Source organism: Leptolyngbya sp. FACHB-321, from assembly GCF_014695975.1.
Classification (GTDB): Bacteria; Cyanobacteriota; Cyanobacteriia; order Leptolyngbyales; family Leptolyngbyaceae; genus Stenomitos.
In genome coordinates, this window is sequence record NZ_JACJPI010000074.1 from 62,765 (window position 1) to 76,745 (window position 13,981).

The following is a 13,981-nucleotide window of genomic DNA, read 5'->3' on the forward strand; positions in this document are numbered from 1 at the left end:
CATCAGGCATGACGATTCGCTTCTTCCTGGAGCCAAGTGTCAACTGGCTGTCCATCCTTGCGGCGGAGTTCAATTTCGACAACCGTGACCTGTCCTGATCCCGGTGGAGCAGGTTTTTGGTGAAACAAAATGTCGTAAGCGGTAGGGTCTTCGTTACGCTCCTTCAGCCAGTCCTGCACTTTGAGAGTGGCAAAAAACGCTTGCCCCTGCTCAAACATTCGAGTAACCTCCATCTGGAGCGTAAACGGATTAATCCGGGGCATTGTCCATCCTCATTATGTGGCGCGCTTATTGTAACTCACAGACCACAGACGCATCTTAGGAGCTGTATGAGTTGGCTGGTTTAGAGAGTAAGCCTAACAACGGACCGAGAATGGCACCAAAGACAAAGCCTCCTGCGTGCGCCCAGTAAGCCACACCGCCGCTCTCCATGCCGATGTTCATCGGCGCTTCCAAGCTAGCCAAGCCATAGAGAGCTTGCTGTAGAAACCAGAAGCCTAGAAACGCAAAAGCTGGGACACGAAACGTCCAGAAGAAGAAGCCAAGGGGAATCAGGGTTAAAACTTCTGCTTTGGGAAAGCGCAGAATGTAGGCTCCCATGACACCCGCGATCGCGCCACTAGCACCTAGCGATGGTACAGATGAGCCAGACGAGACAAACCACTGAGTCAGTGCTGCGAGTGCCCCACACGCTAAATAAAAGATTAAATACTTGACGTGCCCCAACCGATCTTCAACATTATTGCCAAAAATCCAGAGAAACAACATATTGCCAGCAACGTGCAAAAAGCCGCCATGCAGAAATTGGGATGTAAATAAGGTGAGCCACTCTGGGAACGGTTGGGCTGACAGTTGACCTGAAAAACTGGCGGTTAGCTCTCTAGGAACCACTGCCCACACACGAAAAAACTGCTCAAGCTGTGGGGGTGACAGACTGAGTTCGTACAAAAACACCAAAATGTTGGCGGCAATTAACGTATAGGTTACAAACGGAGTAATACTCGTTGGATTATTGTCACGCAGAGGAACCACTGATTTTTCCTTGTAATGAGGTAGGACAGGAGATTGCGTACTTCGGTCAATGATCAAGCGCTTTAAGAGCTGGTCTTAAAAGTGTTTTTGATCGGTCTGAATAAAGTAAAGTAAAACAACATAGCTATCGTTCCAGCGCTCAATGAAGCGTTTGGTAGCATTTTGCAACTCTATTAAACGTGCACTACATCAATACGTTGTAAAAAATACGTTTGTGAAAATGCTTCAGTGAACAGCATGACATTTTAGAGCTTCTCAAACATCCTCTCAGGATAGATTGCTAAGTTATAAAACATTGACTGCCTTACCAAAACACAGCGCCTTTACCATCGCCTACAGAAGCGGAAAGAAGCTTAGTTACTACCCTTTTCTAGTGAGAGAGACTTAGAACTGAAGCAGTCGTGTCAGTACGAAGGATATGTAAGTACAAAAAAGCTCCCTTGATAATTTCAAGAGAGCTTAAAGCCTATGTAGCATTCGTTGATCGAACAATTTTGCTGCTTTAACAGAGCACAAGTTCGATCATTGCCCAGTGATAATACATAACGCGCATTAGTAGATGCCTACCATCCCTGTTGCGATTGCTCCAAGACATAGGTAGCTACATCTTCAATCTGCTCTGCGCTTAAACGTCCACCAAAGGCAGGCATAGCATTTTTGCCTTTTGCAACCTGATGCTTAATTGCGTCTAGAGATGCCATCTCGTACTTCTCCAGAGCCTCTTTTTTTAAAGTCTTGTTAGCAAGAATGACATTATTACCGCCCATGTGGCAGGCAGCGCAATTAGCGTTAAAAAGTTTTTCACCGTTCACAAGGTTTGCTGCCTGTGCCGGAGAGCCTGCCATGCTAAAGATAAAAACGATCGTCGCCAGTAGCGCGATCATCGACAGTCTCTTCAAGCCGTTTCTCCTCTATCTGGATTTTAATATCCCACTCGTTTAGCTGGGCATTGAGTAACGGGTTCACGTAGACAAGGCGGCTTTAGGCGTCATCTTGCTTGCTGTGCGATCGCACGACAAAAAAGCTGGAACTACCTACCGCGTTCTGGGTAGATAGTTCCCGTTGCTTCGCGAAATTAGCCTTCAACCGTTAGTTTGCCAATCATGCCAGCACCTCGGTGAGGAGCGCAGAAGTAAGAGTATTCACCAGCCGCAAGATCTTTAGGGATGGTCAACTCATAACCTTTGCCAGGAGCCATTTCAAGCTGAGGATGGGAAAGAGATTTTGCCAAATCCTTGTCTTTGCCAGGAATTGCTTTGTCGTCGAAGATGACGTTGTGGGGAGGCACTTTGTTAACAACCCAGTTCACAGTATCACCAGGTTTGACGGTTAGGTTAGCGGGTTGGAAGACTAGCAGACCGTTATCAGCGCCCATTTTAACTGTATAAGTCTCAGCTGCTGCGGGAGCCACTGACGTAAAAAAGCTACCAACAACAAGCAGGGCAGCCAGCACGGTGAGGCAGAGGCTTTTCGTAACAAAACGGATTGATTTCATAGCTCTCTTAGTGATTTAAGCGCACTTACATCTATGGATCTTAAACCATATCTACGACAGCGCGTCGAAGAATCTAAACAGTGATGGAGAGCAAGCGATGAGACTTTATGCCTTTACAATCCTCTGAGTCATTGCACATCCTTAAACCAAGGACGTTAGAGGGTGTAGCTTACTCATCCTGGAAAATTGCGCCGCCCCATCCGGGTGCTGTTTGCGCTGCTCTCAGCACAAAACCTGCCAGGCTTTCTACCTGCGCTTGCGACAACCAGCTTTCAGGCACTTGGCGGCATAAAAATGTTTCTTCAGTGCCGTCGTAAGTCATTGGTTGTCGGAAGTAAGCAACCAGGCTGCTAACGTTATCGCGTCGTGGTGTTGCGCCCTGTAACGTTGCTAGCGCTAACGACACAGTGGGATCCGGTAAGGTTGCTCCACCCACATGACAGTTAAGACAATTGCGCTCAAAGAGTTGCTTGCCAGCTGACAGTTCTTCTGCCGCAAACAAGCGAGTGTTGCCTTGTTCATCCAGTGCCAGTGGGATAGGCTCGGTGACGCGCAGGTAGCGTGTTACATAGGCATCACCGGCAGCATAAGCGGGTAACACACGGGTGAAGAGTGAACCGATAGCGATAACCAGAACCAGTAGACGAACCCAAAGAGAGCGTTGCATCTGTAAAATTCCGCTTGAATGAACTCTCGCTTGAACAAAAAAGACTTTAGACATTTAAACTCTAGACACTCGATCGGTCTATTAAGTCTGATGTCTAAAGTCTTACTGTAGAAGAATGTAAGGCAGTGATGCCTAATCGCTTAATAGTAAATCTTGCCGCCGCCCCACTTGTCGCCAACCACTTTAGGCTGAAGCAAAATGTGACCCGCGATCGCAACCAGGTCGTCTTCTGTCAGGTTACGCATTTCGGGGAAGTTGTCTTTACTCTTAAGGCTAGGATGCACTTCGGCGATCGACTGTGCACCGTCGTAGGTGGTGGGGTCTTTCATGTAATCCACCAAAGAAGCCACCGTGTTACGGGGTGGTGTTGCTAGTGCCAATGATTCTGGCTCAAGACCAACATTAGGATCTGTCTTGGTCACGCCACCGGCATGGCACTGGGCACAGGCATACTGAAACAGGCGCTTTCCTTCTTTCACCTGCTTGAGACTCAGCTCAAGCGTTCCACCTTTGTCATCAAGGGGAATTGTACGAATTGCTGCATCCAGTTCAGCCGCCGAGACGTTGCCGACAAACATCTGAAAGGCGAAGAATACAGTGGCTACAACAAGCCAGATGTACCTTTTAAGCATGGTTCTCCTTACTGTGGCTCAGATATTGGGGTTATTAAGAGGATTACCAGACTCCATCAACTGCACCTGGATGCCTCAAAGCACACTCTTCAAAGCACACTTAGCAGCAGTAGCCCAGGTCATAATTTCAGCCGTACCAAAAGCACAAGCCTTAAAGAATGAGAATCATAGCCTTCACATTCACCAAAGCCAGACGGGTCTGGGGTCTAAAATGAATTCCTTTCTGATTGTACAGGCGAAGTGTACACGCTACAGAGCGGTCAAAGTTCTTCACACGTGCCGCTGTTACCTAGGGCCTGACAGTGATCGCCCATAGCCGCGATCGCTCCATAGAACAACTGTGACAACACAACGCTCTTATGCCTCTGGTGCTGTGATACTAAACGGGCGTGCCTCTGGCAAATGGGTGGGTAAGTGCGTTGGCGAGGCGGAGGGCTGATGTAAGCGGATAAGTTGAGCCAGCGTTTTCTTGAGCTGAGTCCGAGGCACGATCGCGTCCACAAAGCCATGTTTCAGCAGATATTCTGCGGTTTGGAAATCATCGGGTAGCTTTTCGCGTAAGGTTTGTTCAACCACTCTGCGTCCGGCAAAGCCGATCGTTGCCTTTGGTTCTGCCAGAATAATGTCACCCAACATGGCAAAGCTAGCGGTAACGCCGCCTGTCGTAGGGTGTGTAAGGACGGGGAGGTAAAGCAAGCGAGCAGCACGATGACGTTCTAAAGCGCCAGAGATTTTTGCCATTTGCATTAGGCTAAGCATCCCTTCCTGCATTCTGGCTCCGCCTGAGGCGCAAACAATAATGACTGCAAGCCGTTCCCGGGTGGCACGCTCGATCAAACGAGTCAATTTCTCACCGACTACAGAACCCATGCTGCCGCCCATAAAGCGAAAATCCATCACGCCTAGCGCAACTGGCAATGTATCAAGCTGACCAACGCCAGTTTGAACAGCATCTAAAAGTTTGAGCTTATCCTGGGTTTCACGGAGCCGATCGCTGTAAGGCTTGCGATCGCGAAACTTAAGGGGATCGGTGGCATACAGCCCTTCGTCAATGGCAATCCAGGTGTTGGGATCAATCAGTTGACGAATACGCTCGTCGCTGTAAACCCGAATGTGGTGATTACACTCTAAGCAAACCATTTGATTAGCACGTAGGTCTTTGGTGTAGGTCAGCACATCGCACGCCTCACACTTTGCCCAAAGCCCATCGGCAATCTCTCGTTCCTGACGATCTTTGCTGATAGGACCAGCTTTTTGCCGATTAGCGAACCAATCAAATAATGACATAGGTGCGGTAGTTCCTTACTTTTTGACTACCTGTCCATACCTAAGTCAGCATTCTAAATCTGCGATCGGAACGCGAACAGATAGCCTGATTTTACAAAGCTTTTATTTTAAGACTTGACGGAGCAACCTTTAGTTGCCGATTGATCATAGCAGGTTACTCGCTTGTTTCTGTTTTCTCCTCAACGGGTCTCAGTAAGTTAAGTGCTGTTTGTTCGTCCTCTATAAGCACTTGCAGAGCAGCCGGACTTCCCTGCCCCATATAAAGACCGAGACCGAGCGCTACAAGGCGGGTGGGAATGTCATGCGCCATCAGTACCTGCTGCATTAGTTCCGCTTCCCAGCGCAGGTTTGTGGTGCTTACCGTCACCCATGTCTCGTTTGTATCAGCATCTTGTGAAGTTCTGGTAAGCGCTTCAAAGAAGCGGGTTACTTCGGTACGGAGTCTTTTTAATGTCTTCAATGACACAACGTTAATTCTACTGAAAGCTGGGAATGCTAAAAATGACACCAAGAGCGGCACGGTGATATGGACGGCATCACAATTTCAGGATTGGTAGGTTCCTCTCAACATGACGCGATCGCCGATGATTCGCTAAAAGACGAAGACAATGCAGCGTGGGTAATGGAGTTAGAGCCTTGCATCCGTGATGAGTGGATCGAGCGGATTAGCTGGATTCGGCTGATTGATCGACTGGCTGAAAATGAACTGGTAGATTCTGATAGTGCTGAATTTCGCAAATTTTACGCTGGTTGGAAATGGCTTTTACTTTGGGGGCAGGTTAAATCTGGATGTGCCTATACAGACGTATTGAACTGTATCTATACACGCTGGTTTGGCACTTCTAACCCGTTCGATCGCTTCTCGATTTGGTCATGGAACCGCTACCTAAAAGCGATCGAGCGCTACCACGGTCATAACCTCGTCATTGATACTCTTGATCAGTATGAGGTCATGCTCAAAGATTTAGGTGGAGCTTTTTTTCAAGTCCTCCCCTTTCTATCACAGAACTATTGGCAACCTGCCTGCTACTTCGGTGCCTTAGACCAGTTCTTTAACAACCTGCGCGATATGCAGGAGGATGCACAACGCGGCATTTGTTACATTCCCGAAGCCACGCTAGCCCAGTTTGGTGTCACACGAGAAGAGATCATCCAGCAGACTGCTTGCCAGAACCCAGGTTATGCAAAGATGATGCAGTTTTTGCTTGATCACTATCTCAAAAGGCTACAGCAGAAAGCGTATCCCCTCCTGATAGCAGAGGATTTGCACTCGTCATGGGCAATCTTGCGGGATTGGTCGGTGCATCGCTACCACCGGATTGAGCGCATTTTCCGCGACTGTAATTTTGACTACACTCAGTTTCCACAACGGTACTGGTCTGAGGTGCAGCAAGATTTGCCAGTGCTCATTGTTCAGCTTCGTCAGCAGCAACAGCAGTATGCTCATAGTCCAGTCAAGCGCTGTCCGCATCGAAGCGTCTTAACGGTGCTATCCTCACTAGAGACGATCGGTCGCAACGTGATCAAAGTTGCAAGTATGGTACTAAGCCGTCCCGTCTTCTCAGGGCAGCAATCCAGCTAATTGCCTGTGCTAGCTACACTAAGGCAGCGCTCAAGGAATTAAAGGCTATGGGTCTATCGTTAAATCAACTGCTAGGACGTGCAGTGGCGATCGCGGCAACCGCGCACCAAAACCAGTTGGACAAAGCGAACGCACCGTACATTTTGCATCCACTGCGGCTATTGCTACGCGGACAAACGCCATTAGAGCAAATTGTAGCCGTGCTGCATGATGTGGTAGAAGATTCGGACTGGACGCTAGAACAGCTTGCGGCTGAGGGCTTTCCGTCGGAGGCGATCGCTGCCTTGGACTGTCTCACACGGCGATCGGACGAAAGCTACGACGAATTTATCGATCGCGTGCTGACGAATCCCCTTGCTATGCGGGTCAAGCGCTACGACCTGGAAGACAATATGACGCTTACCCGTATGACGGTGCTGACTGCAAAAGATACGGAACGGTTGCAGCGGTATCACGCTGTCTATCAACGCCTGCTGCAAGCGCTAGAGACTTAATCGTTAAGAGACAATAGCGCCTTTCTTCTGCCTCCTACCTTCCGCCTCCTGCTTTCTAACTTCCACCTTCTAAAGCAAACCGATCGCGTGTAATGGACCACGACCCATAAAGATCTCTAGCAGCACGGCAAGAATACCCACCATGGCAAGGCGACCGTTCCAAACTTCTGCCGAAATGGTCATACCCCATTCCCAGCGCTCTGGCGGATACATCTTCACTTGCTTCTCTGGATGCATGACTTGAGCCAGCTTCAAATGTGGGGCGTTGAACGCTTCTATCACCAGATCTGCCAGGTCATTGATAAACCCAGGATGTGTATTGAGAGCAGGAACGCGATGGAAGTTTGCAATGCCTGCTTCTTCTGCCAGTTCCCGATACTCCATATCAATTTCTTGCAGCGTTTCAATATGTTCTGAAACGAAACTAATCGGCACAACTGCGAGATCTTTGACGCCTTGCTCGGCAAGTGCGGTCAGCGCATCATCGGTGTAAGGCTGAAGCCATTCCACAGGACCCACACGGCTTTGATACGCCAGCACATGGGGGTTGGGTCGGTTCAAGGTCTTCATAATGAGCGCAACGCACGCTTCGATTTCACGTTGATAAGGGTCGCCAGCTTCTTCGACGTAGCTAACAGGCACTCCATGAGCGCTGAAGAAAACGTGAACTTTGTCGGGTTCAGGGAATTGATCTAACTCTTTGGCAATTAGGTCTGCCATTGCTTGAAGGTAACCGGGGCGATCGTACCAGGAGGGAATCGCGGTGTAGTCGATTTGCGAGAGGCTGGGATCTTCATTCCAAATTTGCTCTAGCAACCGAAAGCTGGAGCCACTCGTACTAATGGAGAAATGAGGATAGAGCGGTAGAATCACCAGGCGATCAACCCCATCACGCTTAATACGGGCGATCGCTTCCTCAGTGTAAGGATGCCAATAGCGCATACCGACATAGACATTGGCATCATGCCCCTTTTGCCGAAGCTGTATCTGGAGTGCTTCCGCTTGTTCATCTGTGATCCGTCGCAACGGTGAGCCGCCGCCAATTTGCTGATAGTTTTCCTGAGATTTTTTTGCCCGCGTTGTCGAAATTAACCAGGCAAGCGGACGTTGCAGCCAGGGAAACGGCAACCGAATGATCTCCGGATCGGAAAACAAGTTGAACAGAAAGGGACGGACATCTTCCAAGTGGTCTGGTCCGCCCAGGTTTAGCAGCAATACCCCAAATCGACCCATAACGGCTACGGCTTTCCCTTGCTCTCAGGTTTGTAACTGATTTTAACCTTTGTGCGGGACAAGGTAGAGTACAGAATTTACAGATCGAGTCTTTTCTGTCGGAGTTGCAAGCAAACTGTTGACAGTAAGAGTGAGGTGGAACGGTCTGGGAAGCGACGATCGTCCCTTTAAAATAGAGAGCATCTACGCCACGTTCACGACTTGCTACTAAAACGCCGATTATGACCGATGTTGCTGCGATCGATGACCGCCTGCTTCAGCTTAATCAACGCCTGAAAGCAGCACAGATGGGCTTTCAGATTGAGCGACGAGGACAAAAACTGAGTTTACGAGGTCTGCTGCCCCCCCGCCCTGGTAGCTTACGACTTAAACCATCGCAGCAGCGGTTGAGCTTGGGCTTGCCAGCCACGCCTGCTGGGTTAAAGCAAGCAGAACAAGCGGTGAAGGTGCTCGCTGCACAACTCATTCAAAATACGTTTGACTGGCGCAACTACGACAGCGGCATGGGTTGGGGGCGACTGGATCAGATGGGTCTGTCACAGCAAATACAAGCCTTCGCACAGGACTTTCTCGCGGAGGCATCACGAGTTCAACAGCCTGCTTCTGCCAAAACGACTTGGGAGAAGGCGTATGCTCCGTACTACCGCAAGCTAGAGTCGATCGCGCAGGCAAATCCTCAGTTGAGCTTAGTAGAAGCAATCTACGCAACAGTGCGTGCTACAGAAGATAATTCTCGCAGTCGTCAGGTTTGCTGCACTGCCTTGAGCGCCCTTGCAACGTTTCTGCACATCGAACTTCCTACTGATCTAAAAGTTTTCTGGGGCAGCTATGGTGCAAGCCAAACACAAGCCCGTACCTTACCGTCAGATGAACTAATCGCTGCAACCTGGGAGCAAATTCCCAATGTGGGCTGGCAGTTTGTCTATGCCGTTATGGCAACCTACGGCTTGCGAAACCATGAAGTTTTCTTCTGCGACTACTCAGCGTTACTTCAAGGCAAACCAGAGGCTGTTATCCGCGTCCTCAACACTACTAAAACTGGCACTCATGATGTGTGGCCTTTCTACCCCGATTGGGTCGAACACTTTAACCTGCGATCGCTTCAACTCCCAACCATTCAAACCGATCTCACCCAGACCACACTCCAGCGCATTGGGCAGCGCGTCACGTCGCAATTCCGGCGCTATGAGTTGCCCTTCTCGCCATACAATCTGCGCCACGCTTGGGCAGTTCGCACTATCCACTTTGGCTTGCCAGATACCGTTGCCGCTCGCATGATGGGGCACTCCGTTGCAGTGCATACTCGCACCTACCATCAATGGCTTACGCATCGCGATCAGCAGCAGGCTGTGGAGACAGCGTTGAATCGGAGCCAGTTTGCTGCGCCGGGAGTAGGGAGTAGGGAGTGGGGAGCGGGGCGTAGGGAGTGGCAAACGGTAAAAGGCTAAAATCAGAACCTGTTCAAAATTCAAAGCTTCTCTTCCGCTTCCTCCGCTCCCCATGCTTCCCTAGCTTCCTTGCTCCTTAACCCTCACCTCCTATGGCAACCATTCTTAGAGATTGGAGTTACCAATATCAGTGGCTCTACGATGGCTTTTCGCGGTTGGCAGCGTTGAGCGTGGGTGGAGAGCGGCGGTTTCGGCAATTAGCGTTAGAAGGGGTGGCGATCGCCCCTGAAACCAGCGTTCTCGACTTGTGCTGTGGGAGTGGGCAGGCAACGAAATTTTTAGTAGAGCGATCGTGCCATGTGACTGGACTGGATGCTTCGCCACTATCGCTGCAACGTGCTCAGAAAAATGTGCCTCAGGCGAACTATGTCGAAGCCTTTGCAGAGGCGATGCCGTTCCCTGACAACCAGTTTGATGTAGTGCATACTAGCGTGGCACTGCATGAAATGGAGTCACAGCAACTTCAGCAAATCTTGAAGGAAGTACACCGTGTCCTCCGACCAGATGGTGTTTTCACACTGGTTGATTTTCACAAACCGACCAACCCGCTTTTTGTGCCCGGACTCTCGCTTTTTCTGCTGCTCTTTGAGACGGAGACCGCATGGACGTTGATCAACTCTGATTTAGTAACGTTATTAGAAACGGCTGGGTTTCAGCTTGTGCGGCAAACACTTCATGCGGGTGGCAGTCTGCAAGTCATTCAGGTAAAGAAGCGGTCTTAAACCGATGCGTCAAGTTTGTGTGCCTAACGATGGATAAAAAAGAGTTGCGAAAAGCGCTTTTAAAGGCTCGGCAGTCGATCGACCCAGACGTTTGGCAGGCGAAAAATAGCCAACTTTGCGACCAGTTGCGATCGTCGTCTCTTTTCACCACCGCTCAGACTGTGCTTGCGTACTTCAGCATTCGTCAGGAACCTGATCTTAGCGAGCTGTTCAAAACCCAAAAAAGCTGGGGCTTTCCGCGTTGCGTTGGCAAAACTTTGCACTGGCATCGCTGGGAATCTCAAGCGCCACTGCCCCTTCAAACTGGAGCTTACGGCATTCTAGAACCGCATCCAGACTCGCCTGTGCTGGAACCAGAGCAGGTGGATTTGCTGTTGGTGCCCGCGATCGCCTGTGACACTCGTGGCTATCGGTTGGGCTACGGCGGCGGCTTTTACGATCGGCTGCTAGCGACACCAAACTGGGCAGAAAAGCCAACGATCGGCATCGTTTTTGACAGTGCCTACCTGCCTACGCTTCCTGAAGATGGATGGGACCGACCGCTCACAGCCGTTTGTACGGAACAGGGGCTATTCTTCTCGAAGCAGCGGTAGTAACCGATTTCAACGGGCGATCGAATCCATCTTCCAAGCGATTCTTGCTTCAGGCTTGACAGTAGCTGTTAGAAGTAGAGATACTGGTTAACTGACTGTCTATTCCTGCTCGGAACAGGTCAGGCAAAGCAAAAGCCCTTGAATGAGTGATGAGTTCATTTTAAGTGTCGAGTTTGAGGCGTTAGGCTCATGCAAAACTCAGTGCTTAAAGCTCAAAACCCTCATCGGCTACCTGTACGGCAACTTCCAGGACTATCTCATGACTTCTTACGCAATTATCGAAGCGGGTGGCATACAGTTACGCGTAGAGCCAGGTCGGTTTTACGACATTAACCGTCTTGCGGCTGAACCCGACTCTCAAATTACAATCGACAAAGTGCTGTTTGTACAAAACGATGGCGACATCAGTGTTGGGCAACCCCACGTAGAAGGCGCAACGGTTGAAGCAACTGTGATGCAGCATCTGCGCGATCGCAAGATCATCGTCTACAAAATGCAGCCTAAAAAGAAAACCCGCAAAAAGCAAGGGCATCGTCAAGAACTAACCCGCTTGATGATTGATAGCATTAGTATTGGTGGTTCTAGCCTCAAGGCGGCAACCAAAGCCGCACCAGCAGCGAAAGCAGCGGCACCTGAACCTGCGACCGTGTCCGACACCGACGACGCATAGCTACACTCGATTAAGCAGGAGGTTTGGCTGCAATGCTAGACATGACTGCTGCGATCGATTAAGTGATGTGCATTAGATTTCTGTTAGATAACGACTCAGATTGGGGGAACAATGGCTCATAAAAAAGGTACAGGCAGTACACGTAACGGTCGCGACTCTAATGCTCAACGTCTAGGCGTGAAGCGTTTTGGTGGACAGACTGTTAAAGCAGGTAATATTTTGATCCGGCAGCGTGGTACTAAAATTCACCCCGGCAGCAATGTCGGTCGTGGTAGTGACGACACACTGTTTGCGCTGATCAACGGTATTGTTACTTTTGAACGCTACGGTAAAAGCAAAAAGAAAATTAGCGTCTATCCGATCGCTGAAACCGCGACTACGGAACCTGTGGCAGTCACCGCTTAGTCAACCATTCAGACTCCTTTAAAACTCTCAGCACGAAGCCTTTTGCAAATTGGTCTTACGCTGAGAGTTTTTTTATGCGTATGCGTTTAAGAAACCTTGCCGCCGCGAAATCTATAGCCTTTGACGAGGTAATAGTTTTTGATCCAGATGCCAAAGCGCACGATCGCGATCGTAGTTTGTTCTGAGGTGCGATCGAACTGGGCAAGCAATTCTGGTTGTAACGGATGCCAATCATCCGACAAAAGCAGCGCATTACGACCCTTGAAGGGGGCATCACTGGTATACCAAAAGTCAAATTGATCAACGCGATCGGAAATCGCCATTACCACTTTATCGTTAAGCTGATACGCCAATGCTGATGCCGAACGATAGTCTGTCGTAGCTAAAAAACGATTGCGACCGACTGCTTCAGTTTCTGTTTTAATCGCCGCTTCAACCTGTTGCCAACCGAACAACATCCGTGAATCTGGATCACTCTCTTTGTCGAATAAAGCTGATAGCGGCAGAACGCTGTAGTGAAGCACCAACAGTGTTGCGAATAATAAGCCATAACATTGGGCGGCAACAAAAAGACGCTTTGGCAAGGCATGAGAGGCTGAAGACGTAGAGGTTGAAGCTTGCAAATTGTTAGTTAAGCCTCTGCCTTTGCTGACCGCTGACTGCTGACCGCTAACCGCTCCAAAAACAGCAGGCAGCAAGGGAAACAGCAATAAATAAGCCGTAATATTCCAGTAGTAAAGTGCAGCAGACAGTAGCGAAATGATTGTAAGCGCTACGGTAGAGAGAATGAACACCCAAAATGCAACTGTTGGATAAATTGAGCGGATTTTGCTCTGTTGCATTGAACCTTTTAAGCCACGAAAGAAACCCAAACAAATGATGGGTGAGACGAGCAGAACTGAGAACAATAAAAAGTTGAAAAAAGGCGAGAATCTAAGGCTAAAGTTGTTCGCTCCAACGCTACGATCGACATAGTAACGAAACGACTGAAAGTCATTAAAAAGATTCCATAAAAAAATAGGAATTAAGGCTGTAAGTGTGATTGCGCCTGCCAAATAGAGGCGGCGATCGCGCCATAAAGGACGCAAGCGTTTGTCTACAGTCAGCGTTGCCACAAAGCCTAACATGACAAAAACAGCATTGTACTTAGACAAAAGAGCTAGCGCGATCGTGCCTGCCGCACCGTATAAACGCCAGCTTTCGCCCGTACCATTTTCGATATAGCTATCTAAAAAGCGGATAAAGAGATACGTCGATGCTAACGAGAGCGTAATCAACAAATGGTCATGCCATGCCAGCGCTAGAAACAAGAAATACAGCGGTGAGGACAGCACCAATAGCACTACCAACCAAAAAGATTGCTGGCTTTTCTCACTGTAGAGATAGCGAATGATTTGATAATATGTGTAGAAAAGAATTGCATTACTTAACAGATTGGGAAGCCGTAGTACGAACGTAGAACGTCCCAGTACTGCTGTAAATAACCCTTGCACCCAAGCTTCTAGTGGTGGATGATCGTAGTAAGATAGCGCGGGATACTGCCCCCATAACCAGTAATATGCCTCATCAGGATTGGGAAAAGTGGCGAACCAAAAGACTAAGCGCAGCAGAATAAAAGCAAGGAGAAACGGCAAGAACGATCGCGGCATGGATAATTCGTCTCAAGCATCTGCACGCATTATGCCTGTTTAACTGATTCAGGATGGCAAATGGCTGCGATC

At 49.2% G+C, this 13,981-nt stretch carries 17 protein-coding genes; 7 read left to right on the forward strand and 10 right to left on the reverse strand.

Annotated features, from left to right (window positions below; translation table 11 throughout):
* Positions 1-2: 2 nt before the first annotated feature.
* From H6F76_RS21315 to H6F76_RS21350, 8 genes are all read right to left on the reverse strand, one after another.
* Entirely contained in the window at positions 3-263 is a 261-nt protein-coding gene (locus tag H6F76_RS21315; RefSeq protein WP_190448956.1) for a hypothetical protein, read from the reverse strand.
* A gap of 55 nt (positions 264-318) precedes the next feature.
* Positions 319-1,032 (reverse strand): rhomboid family intramembrane serine protease, encoded by a 714-nt coding sequence (locus tag H6F76_RS21320; protein WP_190448955.1) that lies wholly within the window; start codon positions 1,030-1,032, stop codon positions 319-321.
* A 563-nt stretch (positions 1,033-1,595) separates the two neighbouring features.
* A complete protein-coding gene (gene petJ / locus H6F76_RS21325) occupies positions 1,596-1,931 on the reverse strand; it encodes a cytochrome c6 PetJ (protein WP_199322277.1) in 336 nt (111 codons plus the stop codon).
* A gap of 176 nt (positions 1,932-2,107) precedes the next feature.
* Positions 2,108-2,527 carry a plastocyanin gene (gene petE, locus H6F76_RS21330; protein ID WP_190448954.1) on the reverse strand — a complete coding sequence of 140 codons (420 nt, stop codon included), beginning with the start codon at positions 2,525-2,527 and terminating at the stop codon, positions 2,108-2,110.
* Between the two features lie 169 nt (positions 2,528-2,696).
* A complete protein-coding gene (psbV2, locus tag H6F76_RS21335) occupies positions 2,697-3,194 on the reverse strand; it encodes a photosystem II cytochrome PsbV2 (RefSeq protein WP_190511330.1) in 498 nt (165 codons plus the stop codon).
* 140 nt (positions 3,195-3,334) lie between these two features.
* Positions 3,335-3,826: a photosystem II cytochrome c-550 gene (psbV, locus tag H6F76_RS21340; protein ID WP_190448952.1), complete on the reverse strand. Its 492-nt coding sequence runs from the start codon at positions 3,824-3,826 to the stop codon at positions 3,335-3,337.
* A 357-nt stretch (positions 3,827-4,183) separates the two neighbouring features.
* Entirely contained in the window at positions 4,184-5,113 is a 930-nt protein-coding gene (accD, locus tag H6F76_RS21345; protein WP_190511332.1) for an acetyl-CoA carboxylase, carboxyltransferase subunit beta, read from the reverse strand.
* A gap of 154 nt (positions 5,114-5,267) precedes the next feature.
* Positions 5,268-5,579, reverse strand: a complete 312-nt coding sequence (locus H6F76_RS21350) for a hypothetical protein (RefSeq protein WP_190449067.1) — start codon at positions 5,577-5,579, stop codon at positions 5,268-5,270.
* A 60-nt stretch (positions 5,580-5,639) separates the two neighbouring features.
* Here H6F76_RS21350 and H6F76_RS21355 point away from each other — a divergent pair, with 60 nt between their 5' ends.
* Both H6F76_RS21355 and H6F76_RS21360 read left to right on the forward strand, forming a co-directional pair.
* Entirely contained in the window at positions 5,640-6,695 is a 1,056-nt protein-coding gene (locus H6F76_RS21355; RefSeq protein ID WP_190511334.1) for a squalene/phytoene synthase family protein, read from the forward strand.
* Positions 6,696-6,742: 47 nt separating this feature from the next.
* The gene (locus tag H6F76_RS21360; protein ID WP_190511336.1) at positions 6,743-7,189 is read left to right on the forward strand and encodes a phosphohydrolase; all 447 of its coding nucleotides are present in this window, start codon (positions 6,743-6,745) and stop codon (positions 7,187-7,189) included.
* Positions 7,190-7,258: 69 nt separating this feature from the next.
* Here H6F76_RS21360 and hemH read toward each other — a convergent pair whose 3' ends face one another.
* Entirely contained in the window at positions 7,259-8,422 is a 1,164-nt protein-coding gene (gene hemH, locus H6F76_RS21365; RefSeq protein ID WP_190511338.1) for a ferrochelatase, read from the reverse strand.
* A 221-nt stretch (positions 8,423-8,643) separates the two neighbouring features.
* On the opposite strand from hemH, the gene H6F76_RS21370 reads away from it, so the two are divergent.
* From H6F76_RS21370 to rpmA, 5 genes are all read left to right on the forward strand, one after another.
* Entirely contained in the window at positions 8,644-9,870 is a 1,227-nt protein-coding gene (locus tag H6F76_RS21370) for a site-specific integrase (protein ID WP_190511340.1), read from the forward strand.
* Positions 9,871-9,962: 92 nt separating this feature from the next.
* Positions 9,963-10,592 (forward strand): class I SAM-dependent methyltransferase, encoded by a 630-nt coding sequence (locus tag H6F76_RS21375; RefSeq protein ID WP_190511342.1) that lies wholly within the window; start codon positions 9,963-9,965, stop codon positions 10,590-10,592.
* Between the two features lie 29 nt (positions 10,593-10,621).
* Positions 10,622-11,185: a 5-formyltetrahydrofolate cyclo-ligase gene (locus H6F76_RS21380; protein ID WP_190511343.1), complete on the forward strand. Its 564-nt coding sequence runs from the start codon at positions 10,622-10,624 to the stop codon at positions 11,183-11,185.
* 259 nt (positions 11,186-11,444) lie between these two features.
* Positions 11,445-11,855 carry a 50S ribosomal protein L21 gene (gene rplU, locus H6F76_RS21385; protein WP_190511527.1) on the forward strand — a complete coding sequence of 137 codons (411 nt, stop codon included), beginning with the start codon at positions 11,445-11,447 and terminating at the stop codon, positions 11,853-11,855.
* 111 nt (positions 11,856-11,966) lie between these two features.
* Positions 11,967-12,260, forward strand: a complete 294-nt coding sequence (rpmA, locus tag H6F76_RS21390) for a 50S ribosomal protein L27 (protein ID WP_190511345.1) — start codon at positions 11,967-11,969, stop codon at positions 12,258-12,260.
* A gap of 86 nt (positions 12,261-12,346) precedes the next feature.
* Here rpmA and H6F76_RS21395 read toward each other — a convergent pair whose 3' ends face one another.
* Positions 12,347-13,909, reverse strand: a complete 1,563-nt coding sequence (locus tag H6F76_RS21395) for a glycosyltransferase family 39 protein (protein WP_190511347.1) — start codon at positions 13,907-13,909, stop codon at positions 12,347-12,349.
* Positions 13,910-13,981: the final 72 nt, after the last annotated feature.

What these genes read in the sequence shown, in the direction of transcription:
- hemH (WP_190511338.1), bottom strand. Translation starts at nt 8,422, where the DNA reads ATGGGTCGATTTGGGGTATTGCTGCTAAACCTGGGCGGACCAGACCAC.
- H6F76_RS21370 (WP_190511340.1), top strand. Translation starts at nt 8,644, where the DNA reads ATGACCGATGTTGCTGCGATCGATGACCGCCTGCTTCAGCTTAATCAA.
- H6F76_RS21395 (WP_190511347.1), bottom strand. Translation starts at nt 13,909, where the DNA reads ATGCCGCGATCGTTCTTGCCGTTTCTCCTTGCTTTTATTCTGCTGCGC.
- H6F76_RS21360 (WP_190511336.1), top strand. Translation starts at nt 6,743, where the DNA reads ATGGGTCTATCGTTAAATCAACTGCTAGGACGTGCAGTGGCGATCGCG.
- psbV (WP_190448952.1), bottom strand. Translation starts at nt 3,826, where the DNA reads ATGCTTAAAAGGTACATCTGGCTTGTTGTAGCCACTGTATTCTTCGCC.
- psbV2 (WP_190511330.1), bottom strand. Translation starts at nt 3,194, where the DNA reads ATGCAACGCTCTCTTTGGGTTCGTCTACTGGTTCTGGTTATCGCTATC.
- rplU (WP_190511527.1), top strand. Translation starts at nt 11,445, where the DNA reads ATGACTTCTTACGCAATTATCGAAGCGGGTGGCATACAGTTACGCGTA.
- H6F76_RS21355 (WP_190511334.1), top strand. Translation starts at nt 5,640, where the DNA reads ATGGACGGCATCACAATTTCAGGATTGGTAGGTTCCTCTCAACATGAC.
- H6F76_RS21375 (WP_190511342.1), top strand. Translation starts at nt 9,963, where the DNA reads ATGGCAACCATTCTTAGAGATTGGAGTTACCAATATCAGTGGCTCTAC.
- H6F76_RS21315 (WP_190448956.1), bottom strand. Translation starts at nt 263, where the DNA reads ATGCCCCGGATTAATCCGTTTACGCTCCAGATGGAGGTTACTCGAATG.
- rpmA (WP_190511345.1), top strand. Translation starts at nt 11,967, where the DNA reads ATGGCTCATAAAAAAGGTACAGGCAGTACACGTAACGGTCGCGACTCT.
- petE (WP_190448954.1), bottom strand. Translation starts at nt 2,527, where the DNA reads ATGAAATCAATCCGTTTTGTTACGAAAAGCCTCTGCCTCACCGTGCTG.
- H6F76_RS21380 (WP_190511343.1), top strand. Translation starts at nt 10,622, where the DNA reads ATGGATAAAAAAGAGTTGCGAAAAGCGCTTTTAAAGGCTCGGCAGTCG.
- accD (WP_190511332.1), bottom strand. Translation starts at nt 5,113, where the DNA reads ATGTCATTATTTGATTGGTTCGCTAATCGGCAAAAAGCTGGTCCTATC.